The sequence below is a fragment of the Ferrovibrio terrae genome (assembly GCF_943372915.1).
Lineage (GTDB): Bacteria > Pseudomonadota > Alphaproteobacteria > Ferrovibrionales > Ferrovibrionaceae > Ferrovibrio > Ferrovibrio terrae_A.
Genome location: NZ_CALSAN010000008.1, coordinates 26,686 through 44,630, shown reverse-complemented (window position 1 = coordinate 44,630; position 17,945 = coordinate 26,686). Strand labels below are relative to the sequence as shown.

Annotated in this window: 20 protein-coding genes; 12 read left to right on the top strand and 8 right to left on the bottom strand. The window is 63.5% G+C overall.

The window, feature by feature from the left end; translation table 11 throughout:
* Window positions 1-88 precede the first annotated feature (88 nt).
* A complete protein-coding gene (locus tag AAG821_RS07570; protein WP_341913321.1) occupies window positions 89-1,201 on the top strand; it encodes an anhydro-N-acetylmuramic acid kinase in 1,113 nt (370 codons plus the stop codon).
* Here the strand turns inward: AAG821_RS07570 and AAG821_RS07565 are convergent.
* From AAG821_RS07565 to AAG821_RS07555, 3 genes are all read right to left on the bottom strand, one after another.
* The gene (locus AAG821_RS07565) at window positions 1,198-2,613 is read right to left on the bottom strand and encodes a hypothetical protein (protein WP_341913320.1); all 1,416 of its coding nucleotides are present in this window, start codon (window positions 2,611-2,613) and stop codon (window positions 1,198-1,200) included. The two genes, AAG821_RS07570 and AAG821_RS07565, sit on opposite strands and share 4 nt — an antisense overlap.
* Before the next feature lie 106 nt (window positions 2,614-2,719).
* Window positions 2,720-3,208: a GNAT family N-acetyltransferase gene (locus AAG821_RS07560; RefSeq protein ID WP_341913319.1), complete on the bottom strand. Its 489-nt coding sequence runs from the start codon at window positions 3,206-3,208 to the stop codon at window positions 2,720-2,722.
* A gap of 62 nt (window positions 3,209-3,270) precedes the next feature.
* Window positions 3,271-3,957, bottom strand: coding sequence for an alpha/beta hydrolase (locus AAG821_RS07555; protein ID WP_341913317.1), 687 nt, complete (start codon window positions 3,955-3,957; stop codon window positions 3,271-3,273).
* 112 nt (window positions 3,958-4,069) lie between these two features.
* On the opposite strand from AAG821_RS07555, the gene AAG821_RS07550 reads away from it, so the two are divergent.
* From AAG821_RS07550 to AAG821_RS07535, 4 genes are all read left to right on the top strand, one after another.
* On the top strand, window positions 4,070-5,197 hold the full coding sequence (locus AAG821_RS07550; RefSeq protein ID WP_341913316.1) for a cysteine desulfurase family protein: 1,128 nt from the start codon (window positions 4,070-4,072) through the stop codon (window positions 5,195-5,197).
* A 168-nt stretch (window positions 5,198-5,365) separates the two neighbouring features.
* Complete coding sequence (locus tag AAG821_RS07545) at window positions 5,366-5,737, top strand: group III truncated hemoglobin (protein WP_341913314.1); 372 nt, start codon at window positions 5,366-5,368, stop codon at window positions 5,735-5,737.
* An 85-nt stretch (window positions 5,738-5,822) separates the two neighbouring features.
* Window positions 5,823-6,149, top strand: coding sequence for a ferredoxin family 2Fe-2S iron-sulfur cluster binding protein (locus AAG821_RS07540; RefSeq protein ID WP_341913312.1), 327 nt, complete (start codon window positions 5,823-5,825; stop codon window positions 6,147-6,149).
* Between the two features lie 19 nt (window positions 6,150-6,168).
* Entirely contained in the window at window positions 6,169-6,912 is a 744-nt protein-coding gene (locus AAG821_RS07535) for a sulfite exporter TauE/SafE family protein (protein WP_341913310.1), read from the top strand.
* On the opposite strand, the gene AAG821_RS07530 is transcribed toward AAG821_RS07535, so the two are convergent.
* Window positions 6,909-7,643 carry a GntR family transcriptional regulator gene (locus tag AAG821_RS07530; RefSeq protein ID WP_341913308.1) on the bottom strand — a complete coding sequence of 245 codons (735 nt, stop codon included), beginning with the start codon at window positions 7,641-7,643 and terminating at the stop codon, window positions 6,909-6,911. The genes AAG821_RS07535 and AAG821_RS07530 overlap by 4 nt on opposite strands.
* A gap of 77 nt (window positions 7,644-7,720) precedes the next feature.
* Here AAG821_RS07530 and AAG821_RS07525 point away from each other — a divergent pair, with 77 nt between their 5' ends.
* The 7 genes from AAG821_RS07525 (at window position 7,721) to AAG821_RS07495 (ending at window position 15,815) form a co-directional block, all read left to right on the top strand.
* Window positions 7,721-8,716 (top strand): tripartite tricarboxylate transporter substrate binding protein, encoded by a 996-nt coding sequence (locus AAG821_RS07525; protein WP_341913306.1) that lies wholly within the window; start codon window positions 7,721-7,723, stop codon window positions 8,714-8,716.
* A gap of 60 nt (window positions 8,717-8,776) precedes the next feature.
* Entirely contained in the window at window positions 8,777-10,516 is a 1,740-nt protein-coding gene (gene araD, locus AAG821_RS07520) for an L-arabinonate dehydratase (RefSeq protein WP_341913304.1), read from the top strand.
* Entirely contained in the window at window positions 10,516-11,457 is a 942-nt protein-coding gene (locus tag AAG821_RS07515) for an SMP-30/gluconolactonase/LRE family protein (RefSeq protein WP_341913302.1), read from the top strand. Before araD ends, AAG821_RS07515 begins: the two co-directional genes overlap by 1 nt.
* A 26-nt stretch (window positions 11,458-11,483) precedes the next feature.
* Window positions 11,484-12,200, top strand: coding sequence for a ribonuclease activity regulator RraA (locus AAG821_RS07510; protein WP_341913301.1), 717 nt, complete (start codon window positions 11,484-11,486; stop codon window positions 12,198-12,200).
* Window positions 12,201-12,596: 396 nt separating this feature from the next.
* The gene (locus AAG821_RS07505; RefSeq protein ID WP_341913299.1) at window positions 12,597-13,433 is read left to right on the top strand and encodes a ferredoxin--NADP reductase; all 837 of its coding nucleotides are present in this window, start codon (window positions 12,597-12,599) and stop codon (window positions 13,431-13,433) included.
* Between the two features lie 176 nt (window positions 13,434-13,609).
* Entirely contained in the window at window positions 13,610-15,286 is a 1,677-nt protein-coding gene (locus AAG821_RS07500; RefSeq protein WP_341913297.1) for a hypothetical protein, read from the top strand.
* A 142-nt stretch (window positions 15,287-15,428) separates the two neighbouring features.
* Complete coding sequence (locus tag AAG821_RS07495; protein ID WP_341898143.1) at window positions 15,429-15,815, top strand: TfoX/Sxy family protein; 387 nt, start codon at window positions 15,429-15,431, stop codon at window positions 15,813-15,815.
* Between the two features lie 6 nt (window positions 15,816-15,821).
* Here the strand turns inward: AAG821_RS07495 and AAG821_RS07490 are convergent, their stop codons facing one another.
* From AAG821_RS07490 to AAG821_RS07475, 4 genes are all read right to left on the bottom strand, one after another.
* Window positions 15,822-16,409, bottom strand: coding sequence for a hypothetical protein (locus tag AAG821_RS07490; protein WP_341913295.1), 588 nt, complete (start codon window positions 16,407-16,409; stop codon window positions 15,822-15,824).
* 83 nt (window positions 16,410-16,492) lie between these two features.
* Entirely contained in the window at window positions 16,493-16,687 is a 195-nt protein-coding gene (locus AAG821_RS07485) for a DUF2783 domain-containing protein (protein WP_341913294.1), read from the bottom strand.
* Window positions 16,688-16,689: 2 nt separating this feature from the next.
* The gene (paaI, locus tag AAG821_RS07480; protein WP_341898138.1) at window positions 16,690-17,124 is read right to left on the bottom strand and encodes a hydroxyphenylacetyl-CoA thioesterase PaaI; all 435 of its coding nucleotides are present in this window, start codon (window positions 17,122-17,124) and stop codon (window positions 16,690-16,692) included.
* The gene (locus AAG821_RS07475) at window positions 17,124-17,915 is read right to left on the bottom strand and encodes an enoyl-CoA hydratase-related protein (RefSeq protein ID WP_341913292.1); all 792 of its coding nucleotides are present in this window, start codon (window positions 17,913-17,915) and stop codon (window positions 17,124-17,126) included. Before AAG821_RS07475 ends, paaI begins: the two co-directional genes overlap by 1 nt.
* Window positions 17,916-17,945 lie beyond the last annotated feature (30 nt).

The following is a 17,945-nucleotide window of genomic DNA, read 5'->3' as shown; positions in this document are numbered from 1 at the left end:
GGACGGCTTGATGGCTCGGGTAGGCTTTGATGGCCCGATGGTCTAACATATGGGCCCTGACTCGCCTAGCTTCCGGGCCCTGACCGTCGTGACCAAAACCCTTGAAAAACCGGCCTGGACACAGCCCCTCTGGATCATGGGCCTGATGAGCGGCACCTCGATGGACGGCATCGACGCCGCCCTGCTGCGCACCGATGGGGTGGGCATCGCGGGCTTCGGCCCGGCCCTCACCATGCCCTACGATCCGGCCCTGCGCGCGCGCATCCGCGCCTGCCTGAACGAGGGCCCCGGCGACAGTGCGGCGCTGTCGCGCGATCTCAGCCTGGCCCATGCCGCCGCCGTGCAGGCGCTGCTGCAGCGGGCCGGGATGGCGGCGCCGGAGATCGCCTGGCTCGGCTATCACGGCCAGACGCTGCTGCATCGTCCCGCCGAAGGCAGAACATGGCAGACCGGTGATGGCGCGCTGCTCGCCAAGCTGACCGGTATCGCCACGGTCAGCGATTTCCGCAGTGCCGATGTCGCCATGGGCGGGCAGGGTGCGCCGCTGGTACCGCTCTATCATGCCGCCCTGGCGCGCCATGCCGGACTGGACGCGCCACTGCTGGTGCTCAATCTCGGCGGCGTTGGCAATGTCACTTACATCGGCGGCAGCGATGAGCGCGACCTGATCGCCTTCGACACCGGGCCGGGCAATGCGCTGATCGACGACTGGATGCAGCACCATGCCGGCGTGGCACAGGACGAGGGCGGCGCGGCAGCCGGCCGCGGCACAGTAAACTCCGAGCGCCTCGCCCGCCTGCTCGATCATGCCTATTTCGCGGCGCCGCCGCCGAAATCGCTCGACCGCAACGACTTCACGGCGGCTGCGGTGGAAGGACTTTCAACCGAGGACGGTGCCGCGACGCTCGCGGCCTTCACGGCCGCCAGCGTGGCGCGGGGCTTAGGCCATCTGCCGCAGCGGCCGCTGCGCTGTCTGGTCTGTGGCGGCGGACGCCATAATGCGACGCTGATGCGGCTGCTCACCCAGCATCTCAACATGCCCGTGGAAGCGGTGGAGGCGGTCGGCTGGCGCGGCGACAGTCTGGAGGCGGAAGCCTTTGCGTTTCTGGCGGCGCGCGCCGTGCGCGGTCTGCCGCTCAGCCTGCCGGGCACGACCGGCGTGCGCGTGCCGGTGAGTGGCGGGCGGGTGTATCCGGTCTAGCCCGGTGTGACCGTGACGCTGCGCTGTGGAATGTGATCGGCGCGCAGGGCCTGGCGATGGCCCGGCGTGGCGATCAGTGGCGCCACGGCATCGCCGATCAGGAAGTTGAATCCCACCTGGCTGCCGGTGCGCAGATCGTCGGGGGTGCCGATATTCGACAGCAGCGATTCCAGTTTATGCCAGGCCGCGCGCTTGGCGAAGTTGGCCAGCAGTGCATTCTGGGTCCCGCTGTCGGCCGCCTCCACCGGCAGGCTGGTCTCGAAACCGTGTACGCCGCTGCCGGCATACAGATCAATCAGTTTCGGATCGGCAGGAATCTTGATCAGCCGCGATGCGCAGAATGGCTGCAGGTAGTTCATCGCATCGGCCACCCGACTGGCCGGCGTTCCGGGCGGGATGTTGCACAGGGTGATGCACAGCGAGCGGAACAGGCCGCGCGGCAGGTCGCGGAAACGGCTGAGATACAGGCCGCGGTTTTTCGAGGTCGCCAGGGTCTGGAACGACACCGGGATGATGATCACCCCCTGATGGCCGCCGGTCACCATGCGATGCATGCCGAGCAGGGCGGTGGTCAGGCGATAGCGGTCGAGCAGGAATTCGAGTTCCTCGGGATCCTCCAGCATCGGATCGCTGGAATCGGCCGGCCGGCCGGTTGGTACATGGCTTACGGCCACGGTGTAGAAGGAGAAGGCACGCCGCCGCGTGCTGAAATTCGGATAGAATGCCGCCTGGCATTCCTTCAGGAAACTGGCGCTTTTCTTTTTCTGGAACAGCGCGGTCAGCGACTGGTCGAGGTCGGCCAGATCGGGGCCCGCGCCGGTCACCGGCACGGCCGCCTGCGGCGCCACGGCCTGGCTGAAATCCTCGAATGGCTCGCCTGGATCGTCGTCGAACAGCATCACATCGCCTTGCGAGGACTGGCCGGTCTGCTGCACATGGTCGACCAGTTCGTGAATGGAGTCGATCTTGCTGGTGACGAAATCGCGATCGATCTCCGCCACGCGTGAGGTCACATGGATATCGGCGCCCGGCACTTCGCCCAGGATCAGCCGGCGCAGCTCGTCGGCGATCATTGCGGCTTTCGCCTTGGCCTGGGCATGCGTCAGGTGCAGGAACAGCACCAGATAGTCGTCGTTGTCGAGATGGAAATGCGCATCGCCCGGTTCAAGGCGGCGGCGGATCGCGCTATCGACGATCTGATTGATCTTGTCGCGGCGTTCCTGCCATTGGTCGGCCAGCGTATCGCGGATGGCCTGCAGGCCAACCACTTGCAGGTTGCTGGCTTGCAGGCGGGGCGGCAGGCCAGCCTTGGAGAGAGTCTGTTTGGATTGCAGGCGCGAGGGGGAGGCGGCGCTGTCGGGATCGTCCTCTGCGCCCAAAATCCGTTTGATCCAGCCGAATGCACCGACCATGAGGGTTCTCCTGCAACACAGGATAGGTGCCTGTAGACGGGTTTGCGCCGAAATTTCCGGTTACTGTTTGTGCCCCCAGAATTACTTTTTGGAAATGTCGAGACGGCTAAAGCGCCTTCACCATCGCATAGGTCGCGCCGCTGCGATGGGGCAGGTAGCTGACGCGGTGATAGCCAAGCCGCTCGTAGAACTCGACCCCGGTGAGCGAGGCCGAGAGTGCGAGCTGCAGATCGCCGCGCTGGCGCGCATGGGCCTCGATATGCTCCACCAGCAGGCGGCCGAGCCCGAGCCGCTGGCGTTCCGGCGCCACGAACAGCGCCCAGAGCTGGCCATCGGCATAGCCCACGGTAGCGACGATCTCGCCATCGATCTCGGCCACGAACACATCCTGATGCTGGATGCGCTGCAGCACGCGCCCGGCCGAGAAGCCGGCAAACACGTGGCTGATTTCTGCCACCGAATAATCGGCGGCATTGCTGACGCGCAGCGTGCGCTGGATCAGCGCCGCAATCGTGTTGGCATCGGCTGCAGTGGCAGGGCGTACCGGGATGGCGAACATGCAGTACAGATAGGGTGTCGCAGTTGACCCGGCCATAGGCCGGCTCGGACTACACGACTTACTTGGGACCCCCAGTCGCGCGACTACACCTGCGCAGCCTAGCTCTGCTGCGCAGCCTGGGCGCCCTTGCCGGCGCGGGCGGAGGTCGGCGTGAAGCTGGTCTTCACATACTTGTCGGCCGCCGAGGTCAGCTCATCCAGCTTGCCCTCGAAGAAATGGTCGGCGCCCTGTACCTTCTTGTAATCGATCTTGATGCCCTTCTGCAGCGCCAGCCGCTGGGCCAGCTTGGCCACTTCGGGTTCCGACACGATCTTGTCGTCGGTGCCCTGGATGATCAGGCCCGACGAGGGGCAGGGGGCGAGGAAGCCGAAATCGAACATGCCGGCCGGTGGCGCCACCGAGATGAAGCCGTCGATCTCCGGGCGGCGCATCAGCAGCTGCATCGAGATCCAGGCGCCGAACGAGAAGCCGGCGATCCACACGGCCGAGGCATTGGCATTGACGCCCTGCAGCCAGTCGAGCGCCGAGGCGGCATCGGAGAGTTCGCCCTGGCCGTTATCAAAGGTGCCCTGGCTGCGGCCGACGCCGCGGAAGTTGAAACGCAGCACCGAGAAGCCGCGCTTGGCGAAGACATGAAACAGGTTATAGACAACCTTGTTGTTCATCGTCCCGCCATACAGCGGGTGCGGATGCAGGATCAGCGCGATCGGGGCATTGGCCTCCGGCCCGTGGGTATAGCGGCCTTCCAGCCGCCCGTCGGGACCGGGGAATATGATGTCAGGCATTGTTGTTCGTCACTCTGGCGCCTCTGGGGAGGGGGCGGCGCTGTATAATCGGTTGATCAAGGTCCACTTTTACCATACTCGGCAGAGCGAAATTCAAGCTTAAAAGCAGGAAATGAACTCCACCTACCTTGACTATAACGCAACGGCGCCGCTCCGGCCCGAGGCCCGGGCTGCCCTTCTGGCCGCTTTGGAGGCCCCGGCGAACCCCTCGTCGGTGCACCGTTTCGGCCGTGCGGCGCGGGGAATCGCCGATATTGCCCGCCGCCAGGTCGCCGATCTGGTCGGCGCCGAGGCCAAACGGGTGGTGTTCACCTCGGGCGGCACCGAGGCCAACAATCTGGCGCTCCGTCTTGCATGCGAAGCGGCCGGGGTGAAAAGCCTGGTCGTGGCGGCCATCGAGCACGACTCGGTTCTCCGACCGGCCCGCCATCTCGGCCTGCCCCTGACCGAGATAGCCGCCGGGCCTGACGGGGTGGTTACCGTGGCGGCAGTCGAGGCCGCCCTGGCCAAGGCGGCTGCCCCCGCCCTGGTCTGCCTGATGCTGGCCAACAACGAGACCGGCACGATCCAGCCGGTCGCCGCGGTCACCCGGGCCGCCCATGCCGCCGGCGCCCTGGTGCTCTGCGACGCGGTGCAGGCGGCCGGCAAGATCCCGGTCGATTTCAGCCAGCTGGGCTGCGACTTCCTCACCCTGTCCGGCCACAAGCTGGGCGGCCCCACCGGGGTCGGTGCCCTGGTGCTGCGTGACGACTGGGTGCCGGCGCCCCTGCTGCGCGGCGGCGGCCAGGAGCAGGGCATGCGGGCCGGCACCGAGAACCTGCCGGGGATTGCCGGCTTCGGTGCGGCGGCTGCTGCCGCCCAGCAGGGCCTCTATGGCATGAAGCAGATCGCCGCCCTGCGTGACCGGCTGCAGGCCACCCTGCAGGAGGCTTGTCCGGCGGCCCCGGTCCATGGCGGCAGCGCGGAGACGCGGCTGCCCAATACCCTGTGTATAGGCATGCCTGGCATGCCGGCCGAGACCCAGGTGATGGCCTTCGACCTGGCCGGGGTGGCGGTGTCGGCCGGCTCGGCCTGCTCCTCGGGCAAGGTGACGCCGAGCCATGTGCTCACCGCCATGGGCCTGCCCGAACAGGCCGCCCGCGAGGCGGTGCGCTTCAGCCTCGGCTGGGCCAGCAAGGCTGAGGATATCGAGCGCGCGGCGGCAGCCTGGATTGCGCTGTGGCAGCGCAAGTCGAAGTAATGTTTTGAGTGATATAATTATAATAATATATTGATATTTAATAATAAATATAGATCAATTGAAGTGATTTACTCTCACCGCGTCAAGATGCCACTCGGTTGATCCTGCGCAAAGCGGCACCGCCCGGCCCTGGCTAGGTTGCTCCTGTCACGCATCCAGGAGAGGCACATGGCCGAGGCCGCAATCGCACCAGAACCGATCACCGAGGACATGGTCCGGGCCCTGGTCGAAACCTTCTATACCCGGGCCCATGCCGACCCTTTGCTGGGTCCGTTTTTCGCTGCCACCATCGCCGACTGGCAGGAGCATCTCGACACCGTGGGCGCCTTCTGGTCGCGGGCGCTGATGGGCACCGACCGCTATCGCGGCTGCGTCATGGGGGCGCATACCCACCTGCGCATGACCCCGGCCCACTTCGAACGCTGGATGGCCCTGTTCGATGCCGCCGCCCGCCAGACCCTGTCGCCGGCCGGCTATGAGCGGGCGATGTCGGTGGCCGGCTTCATCGAGGAGCGGCTGCGCGAATTCGGCCGCCACTGATCCCGGACTGCCGCCGGGCAGGGTTGCGACAGACCGGGGGGGGCGATATATCCACCGCGCCCCCCAGAGTGGAGTCTGTCCAGCGATGCCGAAAATGACCTTCATCCAGCCGGACGGGAAGCGCGTTGAAGTCGACGCCCCGATCGGCCTGTCGGTGCTGGAGATCGCCCATAAGCATGGCATCGATATCGAGGGCGCCTGCGAGGGCTCGCTGGCCTGCTCGACCTGCCATGTCATCATCGACGCCGACTGGTATGGCAGGCTGACCCCGGCCAAGCCCGACGAGGAAGACATGCTCGACCTCGCCTTCGGCCTGACCAAGACCTCGCGGCTCGGCTGCCAGCTGATCATGTCGGATGCCTTGGACGGTCTGGTGGTCAGCCTGCCGACCGCCACCCGGAACATGATGTAAGCCCGCCGCCGGCCTGCAGGTGGACCCGCTCTATATCGTCGTCGCGCTCGGCGCGGCCCTGGCCGGTTTTGTCCAGGGCCTGTCCGGCTTTGCCTTTGCCATGGTGGCGATGGCGGTCTGGGCCTGGTGGGTCGATCCCCAGCTGGCGGCTGCCATGGCCGTGTTCGGTGGCTTCAGCGGCCAGCTGCTGGCGGCGCTCACGGTGCGGCGCGGCTTCGACTGGAAGCTGTTGCTGCCGTTCGTGTTGGGCGGCCTGGCCGGCATTCCGGTCGGCGTTGGCATCCTGCCGCTGCTGGACGTGAATGTGTTCAAGCTGGCGCTTGGCAGCCTGCTGGTGGTGATCTGCCCGATCATGCTGCTGGGCAACCGGCTGCCGCGCGTCACCGCCGGCGGTCGTCTTGCCGATGCGACGGCCGGTTTCATCGGTGGCGTGCTCGGCGGCATCGCCGGCGTATCGGGCGCGATCCCGACCCTGTGGTGCACCCTGCGCGGCATGCCCAAGGATGCCCAGCGCGCGGTGATCCAGAATTTCAATCTCGGCATGCTGGGGGTAACGCTGGCCACCTATATCGGCACCGGTGTGATTTCGGTGGCGACGCTGCCGATGCTGGCCATCGTGCTGCCGGCCATGCTGATCCCCACCCTGCTGGGGGCGCGGCTCTATATCGGCATCAGCGAGGCGACTTTCCGCCGCATCGTGCTCGGGCTGCTCACGGTATCGGGCTTCGCGATGCTGGCCGCGGCGCTGCCCAAGCTGCTCTAGTCGCGGAACCAGGCCGGGTATTTCGCCCGGATGGTCGCACTGTCGGTCAGCGAGCGCGACAGGTGGTGGCGCAGCGCGGCGCGCGCATGCTCGGGATCGCCGGACTCGATCGCATCGACAATCGCCGTATGGTCGGCAACGATCTGCTGCGGTCGGCCCTCGATCGGCAGATACAGGCGGCGCAGGCGGTCGATATGGCCGCTATGGCGCCGCACAAGGGTCCACAGATCCGGCACGCCAGCAGCCAGATAAATCTCGCGATGAAACGCCTGGTCGGCATCGTTGAAGCGGGCGAGGTCGCCGCTCTCGGCCAGGCCGCGCTGCAGCGTCAGAATCTCGCGCAGGCGCGCGATCAACTCCGGGTCACGCTGTTTGGTCAGGAGCTGCACGGCTTCGGTCTCGATCGAACGGCGCAGGAAATGCGCCTGCTGCGTCAGGGTGAGGTCGATCGGGCTGACCCGGGTGGCATGCTGGGGGAAAATTTCCACCAGCGATTCTTCCGCCAACCTCATCAGCGCATCGCGGATCGGCGTCGAACTCAGGCCGAAGCGCAACTGCAGCTCGGTGCGCGACAGCACGGTGCCCGGCGGCAATTCCAGCGCGATGATCTTCTCGCGCAGATGCTCTAACACCTGTGGCGCGGCCTGACGGGAACGGTCGCGCGCGAGTTTGTCCTGCTGTTCCGCATTGAGCGGGCCAGGGCGGGTGAGCAGGGATGAAACGGTGTCCATGCGCCTCCTGTAGCATGATTGACGCACTAATGCATTAGTGCTTTAGTTCGCCCATAACAATAACCGGAGGAATCATCATGACATCGCAAACCCGATTCAGGCGCCTCGCCGGCGCCGCGGCCATGCTCGGCCTGCTCGTGACGCCCGCGCTGGCCCCGTCGGCCATGGCGCAGGCCTATCCCGACCGCAATGTCACGATGATCGTGCCGTTCCCGGCTGGTGGTGCCTCTGACATCACCGGGCGGAACGTGGCTGCGAAGCTGAGCGAAAGCCTGGGCAAGACGGTGGTAGTGGACAACCGCGCCGGCGCCAATGGTTCGCTGGGCGCCACCCTGCTCAAGCAGGCCGCGCCCGATGGCTACACCATCCTGGTCGGCTCGATCGGCGTGTTCGCCATCAATCCGGCGCTGTTCAAGGATCTGAAATACGACCCGATGAAGGATTTCGACCTGCTCACGGTCGCCGTGCGCACGCCGAACGTCCTGGTCGCCAACCCGAACTTCCCCGCCAGTACGGTGAAGGAGCTGGTCGAATACCTGAAGAAGAACCCCGACAAGGTGTCGTTCGCTTCTTCGGGCACCGGTTCGTCGGATCACCTGACCGCTGCGCTGTTCATGCAGAAGACCGGCACGGTGGGCGTGCATGTGCCCTACAAGGGCGGCGGGCCGGCCATTGCCGACCTGATCGGCGGTCATGCCAATGTCTCGTTCCAGAATCTGGGCGCCATCGCCAATCATGTGCGTGGCGGCAAGCTGAAGGCCCTGGCCGTCACCGCCGACAAGCGCAATGCGGCACTGCCCGATGTGCCGACCATGGCCGAAGCCGGCGTCAAGGACGTCGAGGTCTATTCCTGGCAGGCGGCAGCCGCACCCAAGGGCCTGCCGGCCGATATCCGCGCGCGCCTGGAAAAGGAGACCATCGCGGCGCTGAACGCGCCCGAGGTCAAGGCCAAGTTCAATGACATCGGCTTCGATGTTGTGGCTAATACCAGCAAGCAGTTCGAAACCTTCCTGGCGGCCGAAATTGCCCGCTGGAAAACCGTCATCGAGGTCGGCAAAATCCAGCCGGAATAAGCTACAGTCGCGGGGCGGGCAGCGATGTCCGCCCCATCTGCTTTTAAAAGAGTTGAGATCATGGCCAGCAAGAAGAAGACCCCGGACCAGCTGCGCAGCGCCCGCTGGTTCGCCCCTGACGACCTGCGCAGCTTCGGCCATCGTTCGCGCATCATGCAGATGGGCTATGCCGCCACCGAATGGACCGGCAAGCCGCTGATTGCCATCGTCAACACCTGGTCCGACATCAATCCCTGCCACGCGCATTTCAAGCACCGCGTCGAAGACGTGAAGCGCGGTGTACTGCAGGCCGGCGGCCTGCCGATCGAGCTGCCGGCGATCTCGGTTTCCGAAAGCTTCGTCAAGCCGACCACCATGCTCTATCGCAACATGCTGGCGATGGAGACCGAAGAACTGATCCGTAGCCATCCGGTCGATGGCGTGGTGCTGATGGGCGGCTGCGACAAGTCGACGCCGGGCCTGCTGATGGGTGCCACCAGCGCCGGGCTGCCGATGATCTACCTGCCGGCGGGCCCGATGCTGCGCGGCAACTGGAAGGGCAAGATTCTCGGCTCCGGCTCGGATGCCTGGAAATTCTGGGACGAGCGCCGCGCCGGCAATATCTCGAACCAGGAATGGAATGACATCGAGGCCGGCATCGCGCGCTCTTACGGCACCTGCATGACCATGGGCACGGCCGCCACCATGATGGCGATCACCGAGGCCATCGGCATGACCCTGCCGGGCGCGTCGTCCATTCCGGCCGCCGATGCCAACCATATCCGCATGAGCAGTGAATGCGGTCGCCGCATTGTCGACATGGTGTGGGAAGATCTCACGCCCACCGTGATCCAGACCCGCAAGGCCTACGAGAATGCCATTGCCGTGGCGATGGCGATGGGCTGCTCCACCAATGCCATTATTCATCTCATCGCCATGGCGCGTCGCGCCGGGCAGGATATTTCGCTGGATGATTTCGAGATCGCCAGCCGCAAGGTTCCGGTGATCGCCAATATCCGGCCCTCGGGCGAAGCCTACCTGATGGAAGATTTCTTCTATGCCGGCGGCCTGCCGGCGCTGATGACCCGCATCAAGCCGCATCTGCATCTGGATGCCGTCACGGTCAGCGGCAAGACCTTGGGCGAGAATATCGCCCATGCCCAGGTACATCAGGACGATGTGATCCGCACGGTGGAGAACCCGATCTATGCCGAAGGCGCACTGGCGGTGCTGAAAGGCAACCTGGCCCCCGATGGCTGTGTGATCAAGCCCAGCGCCTGCGAGCCGCGCTTCCTCAAGCATTCCGGTCCGGCGCTGGTGTTCGACGACTATCCGTCGATGAAGAAGGCGGTCGATGACGAGAATCTGGATGTCACCGCCGATCACATCCTGATCCTGCGCAATGCCGGACCGCTGGGCGGTCCGGGCATGCCGGAATGGGGCATGCTGCCGATCCCGAAGAAGCTGGTGAAGCAGGGCGTGCGCGACATGGTGCGCCTGTCGGATGCGCGCATGAGCGGCACGTCTTACGGCGCCTGTATCCTGCATGTGGCACCCGAATCCTATATCGGTGGACCACTGGCACTGGTGAAGAATGGCGACATCATTTCGCTGGATGTCGACAAGCGCACCATCACCCTGGATGTGCCCGAGGCCGAGCTGGCGAAACGCAAGGCAGAATGGAAGCAGCCCGAGGTGCGCTACGAGCGCGGCTATGGCTGGATGTTCTCCAAGCATATCAAGCAGGCCGACCAGGGCTGCGACTTCGACTTCCTGGAAACCGATTTCGGCGCCCCGGTGCGCGAGCCGGATATCTTCTGATGTGGACGCTGTCGACGTCGCGCTATCCCGATCCGGCCGTGCAGGTGCTGGACGACAGTTTCCTGAAGCTGCGCCTGCGCACCGCGGCAGTGGAAAGACTAACCACCGGTTATCGCTGGGCCGAAGGTCCGGTGTGGTTCGGTGACCAGCGCTGCCTGATCTGGAGCGATATCCCGAACAACCAGATGCTGCGCTGGGACGAGCAGACCGCCACGGTCAGCGTGTTCCGCAAGCCGTCGCATTATGCCAATGGCAATACGCGCGATCGGCAAGGCCGGCTGGTCACCTGCGAACACGAAACGCGCCGGGTAACGCGCACGGAGTATGACGGCGGCATCACCGTGCTGGCGGATCGCTTCGAAGGCAAGCGCTTCAATTCTCCGAACGACATCGTGGTGAAATCTGACGGCACGGTCTGGTTCACCGATCCGATCTTCGGCGTCAACAGCAACTATGAAAGCCGCAAGTCGACCTCCGAACTGCCGCAGCATGTCTATCGTCTCGATCCGGCGACCGGCGAGCTGAGCGTGGTGGCCGAAGGCCTGAACGGCCCGAATGGCCTGGCGTTTTCACCCGATGAAAGCCGGCTCTATATTGTTGAGTCACTGGCCGCGCCCAATCGCCTGATCCATGTCTATGACGTGAGCGGCGGCAAGACGCTGACCAACCGCAAGGTGCTGATCGACTGCGGCGCCGGCACGGCCGATGGCTTCCGCGTCGATACCGGCGGCAACCTGTGGTGCGGCTGGGGCATGGGCAGTGACGAGCTGGATGGCGTGATGGTGTTCAACGCCGACGGCCGCCCCATCGGGCGGATTGCGCTGCCGGAGCGCTGCGCCAACCTGTGCTTTGGCGGCGAAATGCGCAACCGCCTGTTCATGGCCTCCAGCCAGTCGATCTATGCCCTCTATGTCGACGCTCAGGGCGCGACACTTTCCTGATTGTTTAAAAAAGAAGGACCTCTCCCGTGACTCTCAAGGCCGAAACCCGCGACAAGCTGAAAACTGTCAGCACTGCCACGCTCGCAACAGCACTGTACAAGCGCGGCCTGCGCAATCAGTTCATCCAGGATGTGAAACCACTCAATCCGTCGCTGCCCACCATGGTGGGCGAGGCCTTCACACTGCGTTACATGCCGGCGCGTGAAGATCTCAACCCGATCACGGTGTTCCAGAATCCCGAGCATCCGCAGCGCAAGGCAGTGGAAATCTGCCCCGAAGGGGCCGTGCTGGTGATGGACAGCCGCAAGGATGCGCGTGCCGCCTCAGCCGGCTCGATCCTGATTTCGCGCCTGATGGTGCGCGGTGTGGCCGGCGTGGTGACGGATGGCGGCTTCCGTGATTCCGGTGAGATCGCGCAGATGAAGATTCCGGCCTTCCACAGCCGACCCTCGGCGCCGACCAATCTGACCTTGCACCAGGCCATCGACATCAACGTGCCGATCGGCTGCGGTGATGCGCCGGTGTTTCCGGGTGATGTGGTGGTGGGCGATGCCGATGGTGTGATGGTGATCCCGGCCGCGATTGCCGACGAGATCGCCACCGAAGCCGTCGAGATGACGGCGTTTGAGGATTTCGTCACCGAGCAGGTGCTCGGCGGTCGTTCGATCAAGGGGCTTTATCCGGCCACCGATCCGCAGACCAAGGTGGATTTCGAGGCCTGGCGCAAGCAGAAGGGGCGGTAACGCCAGTCAGCTTCGCCGCCAGCCTCGGCCTAGTGCCGAGGCTTCATCGGCGCGTTCCGATGCGCTGAGGGCTCACGGGGCAAAACTGAGGGTGACGACCGGATGGCGGCATATGGGCACTGCCGGCGCGGTTAAACCTGCTTGCGTGTCCCCAAAACTATTTTATACTTAAAATAATTGCAGTGCCGCTTCCAAGGGCGACACTTTTAAACACTGATTAATTGTGTATTGTGGTTAAACCTTGCTTTTGGTCGTGGAATGCGAAATATCCGCTGTTCAAGGTCACAGGATCACATTATATGTACACATATGATTTCGGCCGTGAGTTCCGGGCATCGCTGCTGTATCCCCGCGCTGCCCCCAAACGCTGATTCAGAGAAATCGGATTCCTGAGCCATGACCTCCTCCGCCGCTGCTGCCGCCATTCCTGTCACGCCCTCGCATCCGCTGCTCAAGCCGGGTGGCAATCTGCGCGAGGAGACGGTGACCTATGTGCATCACTGGACCGACACGCTGTTCACCTTCAAGACGACACGCGATCCCAGTTTCCGCTTCATCAACGGCCAGTTCGCCATGATCGGCCTGATCGTCGACAACAAGCCGCTGCTGCGCGCCTATTCGATGGTCAGCTCGAATTACGAGGAGTTCCTCGAATTCCTGTCGATCAAGGTGCCGGACGGTCCGCTCACCTCGCGGCTGCAGCATCTGAAGGTGGGCGACAGGATCATCGTGGGCAAGAAGGCGACCGGCACTCTGCTGCAGGACAACCTGACGCCGGCCAAGACGCTGTATCTGCTCTCCACCGGCACCGGTCTGGCGCCGTTCATGTCGATCATCAAGGACCCGGATGCCTATGCACGGTTCGACAAGGTCGTGCTGGTGCATGGCGTGCGCAGCGTGAACGAGCTGGCCTACCAGGACTTCATCACCCGCGAACTGCCGGAGAACGAGTTCTTCGGCGACGAGGTGAAACAGAAGCTGGTCTATTACCCGACGGTGACCCGCGAGGCCTTCCGCAACCAGGGCCGCGTGACCGACCTGATCCGCTCGGGCAAGCTGTTCGCTGATCTCGGCCTGCCGCCGCTGAACATCGAGACCGACCGCATCATGCTCTGTGGCAGCCCGGCCATGCTGGCCGAGATGCGCGACATGCTGGATGGCCTGAACTGGCAGGAAGGCTCCACCACCGGTGCCGGCCAGTATGTGATCGAAAAGGCCTTCGTCGAACAATAACGGCAACGGCCAGTAAGATTGAAAACGCGATTAGAACGTGCGGCGGCGAATTAGTTTTTGCCGCCGTTTCTTTTTATCCGCAGAGTTCACTTTAAATCCCATTAATAGGATTAATAACTTTACTTTTTTATATATTCGCTTTATGTTCTTATTGCCTCGATAATAAGGAGACTGCCATGACGATCCCTGTCTGGTCCCAGGCCGATTTCAATACGCTCTTTTCTCCACTGACCCGGGTGGCCGACGCCTTCGCGCCACGCGCTCAGGCGATTCCATCGCTCACAGTGGCGCTTCATCCCGGTCATGTTTTCAATGGTATTGGTCTGATCCAGATCGGCGCTTATCTCGTCGGGGACATCGCCAGTGGTTCGCCCACGGTTTCCAATCTACCTAGCACCGCGGGCCTCGGAGCCGGCCTCCAGGTGGTCGGTCTCGGCATTCCCGATGGGACGACGGTGAGCAGCGTGGGCAGTGGCAGCGTGACGCTGAGCGCCAATGCCACCGCCACGCTGGCCGGTACAGCACTGACTTTCCAGCAGGTCACGCCGGCTTTCATGGCGCCGAGCGGCAATCCGCGGATCGACCGCATTGTGGTGGATCAGCGCACCGGCATGCTCACGGTCGTTGCAGGTACGGCAGCAGCTACCCCCTCCGCACCGACCGTTCCCGCCGGCAAGATTCCGGTTGCCCAGGTGCGGCTTGAGCCGGGTGTCACCGGCATCAATGACGCGATGATCACCGATGAGCGCGATGTTTCGCGCCTGGGTCATGGCTATCGCCCTGTTGATACTGAAACCGGCGCCAACTACAGCTATCTCGACACTGACCATTACCGCCTGAAACAGCGCAGCAATGGTGGTGCCGCCATGATCGACACCCTGCCGGGCACGGCTACCGGCGTGATGCCCGCCGGCTGGCAGGTTACCATCGGCAATGCGGATGATGCGGCGTTGCTGGCCGTCATAGTGGGGAGCGGGGCGAGCCTGAATGGTTCAGCCTCGACCATCCTCTATCTTGGCCCGAGTCAACGCGCGACGATTGTGTCGGACGGGACGAACTACGTCACCTCGGAAAGCCCGGCGCGCTGCCGCCTGGGCGCAGCGACCAGCTTCTATGTGGCCACCACAGGATCTGATACCAATCATGGCCTGACCACGGGTGCGCCCTTCGCAACCATCCAGCATGCGATCGATGTGATCGCCAAGGCCATCGACCTCAATGGCTATCGGGCTACAGTGCAGGTGGCAGACGGGACTTATAGTGCCGGTGCCGCTGTCAGGGCGCCCTTCACGGGGGGCGGCGAGGTTTTCGTCATCGGCAATGTCACGACGCCGGCCAACTGCGTGATTTCAGCTGCCACCACTCATTGCTTCCTGCTGCGGCATGATGCAGTGCTTTCCATTGGCGGTTTCAAGCTGACGACTTCGACGGCAGGTTACGCGCTGTACGCCGATATCGGGGCGACGGGGTACATCAGGGAGGCCGTCGTGTTCGGTTCGATTGTGGCTGGGTACCATCATTTGCTGGCCCAGGCGGGAGGCAGCATTTATGTGCTTTCCAATTATTCAATCGATGGGGCGGCCGATATCCACTGGGCAGCGGTGGAGAGTGGGCGCATATACGCGAAAAACATCACGGTGACCCTGACCGGCATACCGAACTTCAGGAATCTGTTCGCCTGGGCCTCTTCCATGGGCATCATCTGGTGTGATGGTGATGCCTTCTCAGGGGCCGCGACCGGTGTTCGCTACACTTCCGATATCAATTCCGTGATCAATACCGGTGGTGGTGGCGCGAATTACCTGCCGGGCAGTGCTGCCGGCTCGACCTCATTTGGAGGGCTCTATTTCTAGCCCGTAGCTGGATCACAGACCGGGGGCTGGCAGGGGACAGGCTGACCGCCGGCAAAAAACCGCCCAGCGGCCTGCGGCATTTTTTGTCGCAGGCTGCAAAGCCCGCTTGGCCCTGGGCGCCGGCTTGGCTATCTTGCCCGCCATGCCTGCGAGTCGCGATTTCACCGCCTTCATTCAGGAGCTGTTCGCCCCCCTGGGCGGCGTGACCCTGCGCCCGATGTTCGGCGGCACCGGGGTCTATTCGCGCGGCCTGATGTTTGCCTTGGTCGCGGACGACACCGTCTATCTCAAGGCCGATGCCGAAGGCAAAAAAGCCTTCGAGGCGCGCGGCTGCGGCCCGTTTGTCTATGACAGCAAGGGCAAGCCGGTGCAGATGAGCTACTGGAAGCTGCCGGCCGAGCTGATCGACAATGCCGCAGAGGCGGTTGCCTGGGGCAAAACGGCGCTGGATGTCGCCAAGGCGGAGAAGGCGGCCATCCCGCCGTCGTCGCGCCGCATCACGCTGGGCGCCGCGCGGCGCTACCGTTAACCGCCCTTACTGCTGCTTCCCGGCTGTTCCCTTATTGGCAAAATCAGCGCCAATGATAATGAAGTTGCGCATAACCTCGAAAGCAGGGCGAGCTGTTTCCCAATCCTCTTCGGGAGCTCCGCTTGTGGTGACATAGACCATGTCCATCTGCTTGCCCCAGAACACTGAATAAAGAATGTGAAAGCGACGTTCTCCGCTCGGAGTTTTTAAAGTCTCTATGGTTTCCAAGCAGATGAGGAAGAAATCACCCTGATCGGACTGCGGACAATCGCGCAGAACCTGACCAGTCGTACGCTTCTGATTTATGAAATTTCTGACGAAGTCTGCGCGGGGCCGTTTGGTTCCGCTCTCCACGCCAATCAATAATTGTGTGCGCCAACCGATGTCATACCATTTCGTCGGGTCACTGGCGGCGATGATCCATGTCCAACCATTCGAGCCGGCGAAATCATGATATTGCCAATTGGCCGGTTTGGCGATTTGGCCTCCGGTCGGGCGAAGTTCCTGGAGGACATATCCTTCGGGCACATGAATTGTCTGAGCTTGTGCAATCGGAGCGACGAATATTAGTGCTGCAATGATGATGCGCCACATACAGAACCTGCTACAGGTTATTAGATGGTAGAGCTATATTGGCAGCAATTTTCATTGTCCATTGCAGAATCTGGGGTGCCTGTTTAGGCCTTTCCCCGCGCAATCGCCATGGCCTCGTTGAGCACCGCGTCGTCGCCGATATGGTTGGCGAGCAGCAGCACCAGCTTCGCCATCGCCTTCATTGCAGCAGTATCGTCCATCCCCTCGGTCATCTTCACCAGCGCGGCATAGGTGGCGTCGCCATCGGCCAGGTTCATGTCGGTATTGAGTTTGCCCATGCTCAGCCCCCGAGATTGGGAATGGTTGCGCCGCTGACTTCGCGCGACAGGCCGCGGAACAGCGCCACGGTATCGCCGGCGGCATCGCGCACGGTCATGTCATAGACACTGCTGCGACCCGCCGTCTCGCGCAGTTCGGCGGTGGCGGTCAGCAGCGTGCCGACGGCCACGGGTTTGAGGAAGGTGATGTCGCACTGCTGCGCCACGGCGTTGCGGTTGAAGCTGTTGCAGGCATAGCCGAAGGCCGAATCGGCCAGCGTGAAGATCATGCCGCCATGGCAGGTGCCATGGCTGTTCACCATGTCGGGCTGCACCGTCATCTGCAGCACGCAGCGGCCCGGCCCCATCGCGATCAGCTGCATGCCCAGCTTGCGCGCGGCAAGGTCGCGGTCTGCGGCGGCCTTGCCGATGGTGTCGGCAATCTCCTGCGGCGTCATTATTTGCCGCTGAACTTGGCGGCGCGCTTCTGCAGGAAGGCGGTGACGCCCTCGATGAAGTCGCGGGTGCGGCCGGCCACCACCTGGGCCTCGCGCTCGGCCTCCAGCTGGGCATCCAGCCCGTTGGTGGCTGACTGGCGGATCAGTTTGCGGATCTGCGCCAGGCCCACGGTGGGCCCATTGGCGAATTTGGTCGCCACCTTCATAGCCGCCGGCATCAGCTCTGTATCGGGCACGCATTGCCAGATCAGGCCCCAGGCGGCAGCAGTTTCGGCCGGTAGCTTCTCGCCCAGCATGGTGAGGCCGAGCGCGCGCGCGGTGCCGGCCAGGCGCGGCAGGAAATAGGTGCTGCCGGCATCGGGCACCAGGCCGATATTGGCAAAGGCCTGCAGGAAGGTGGCGGATTGTGCCGCGATCACGATGTCGCCGGTCAACGCCAGGCTCATGCCGGCGCCGGCGGCGGGGCCGTTCACGGCGCAGACCACCGGCATGCGATAGGCGGCCAGCCGGCGGATCACCGGATGGTATTTGTCATGCAGCGCACGGCCCAGATCGGGCATGCCGCCATCGTTGTTGAGATCGCCAGAGGCGAGGTCGGCGCCAGAGCAGAAGCCGCGTCCGGCACCGGTCAGCAGCAGGCAGCGCATGGTCGCATCGGCGTCGATCTCGTCGAGCGCCTTGCCCAGTTCGGTCATCAATTCGCTGTTCAGCGCATTGAGGCGGTCGGGCCGGTTCAGCGTGATGGTGGCGATGCCGTCGCGCTTGTCGACGATGAGCGTATTCCAAGCCATGCGTTTCTCTCCCTTATTGGAAGCAACGCT

Excerpts from the sequence above, each read along its gene's own strand:
- AAG821_RS07565 (WP_341913320.1), bottom strand. The coding sequence starts at position 2,613 with ATGGTCGGTGCATTCGGCTGGATCAAACGGATTTTGGGCGCAGAGGAC.
- AAG821_RS07560 (WP_341913319.1), bottom strand. The coding sequence starts at position 3,208 with ATGGCCGGGTCAACTGCGACACCCTATCTGTACTGCATGTTCGCCATC.
- AAG821_RS07555 (WP_341913317.1), bottom strand. The coding sequence starts at position 3,957 with ATGCCTGACATCATATTCCCCGGTCCCGACGGGCGGCTGGAAGGCCGC.
- AAG821_RS07550 (WP_341913316.1), top strand. The coding sequence starts at position 4,070 with ATGAACTCCACCTACCTTGACTATAACGCAACGGCGCCGCTCCGGCCC.
- AAG821_RS07545 (WP_341913314.1), top strand. The coding sequence starts at position 5,366 with ATGGCCGAGGCCGCAATCGCACCAGAACCGATCACCGAGGACATGGTC.
- AAG821_RS07540 (WP_341913312.1), top strand. The coding sequence starts at position 5,823 with ATGCCGAAAATGACCTTCATCCAGCCGGACGGGAAGCGCGTTGAAGTC.
- AAG821_RS07530 (WP_341913308.1), bottom strand. The coding sequence starts at position 7,643 with ATGGACACCGTTTCATCCCTGCTCACCCGCCCTGGCCCGCTCAATGCG.
- AAG821_RS07525 (WP_341913306.1), top strand. The coding sequence starts at position 7,721 with ATGACATCGCAAACCCGATTCAGGCGCCTCGCCGGCGCCGCGGCCATG.
- araD (WP_341913304.1), top strand. The coding sequence starts at position 8,777 with ATGGCCAGCAAGAAGAAGACCCCGGACCAGCTGCGCAGCGCCCGCTGG.
- AAG821_RS07515 (WP_341913302.1), top strand. The coding sequence starts at position 10,516 with ATGTGGACGCTGTCGACGTCGCGCTATCCCGATCCGGCCGTGCAGGTG.
- AAG821_RS07505 (WP_341913299.1), top strand. The coding sequence starts at position 12,597 with ATGACCTCCTCCGCCGCTGCTGCCGCCATTCCTGTCACGCCCTCGCAT.
- AAG821_RS07500 (WP_341913297.1), top strand. The coding sequence starts at position 13,610 with ATGACGATCCCTGTCTGGTCCCAGGCCGATTTCAATACGCTCTTTTCT.
- AAG821_RS07495 (WP_341898143.1), top strand. The coding sequence starts at position 15,429 with ATGCCTGCGAGTCGCGATTTCACCGCCTTCATTCAGGAGCTGTTCGCC.
- AAG821_RS07490 (WP_341913295.1), bottom strand. The coding sequence starts at position 16,409 with ATGTGGCGCATCATCATTGCAGCACTAATATTCGTCGCTCCGATTGCA.
- AAG821_RS07485 (WP_341913294.1), bottom strand. The coding sequence starts at position 16,687 with ATGGGCAAACTCAATACCGACATGAACCTGGCCGATGGCGACGCCACC.
- paaI (WP_341898138.1), bottom strand. The coding sequence starts at position 17,124 with ATGACGCCGCAGGAGATTGCCGACACCATCGGCAAGGCCGCCGCAGAC.
- AAG821_RS07475 (WP_341913292.1), bottom strand. The coding sequence starts at position 17,915 with ATGGCTTGGAATACGCTCATCGTCGACAAGCGCGACGGCATCGCCACC.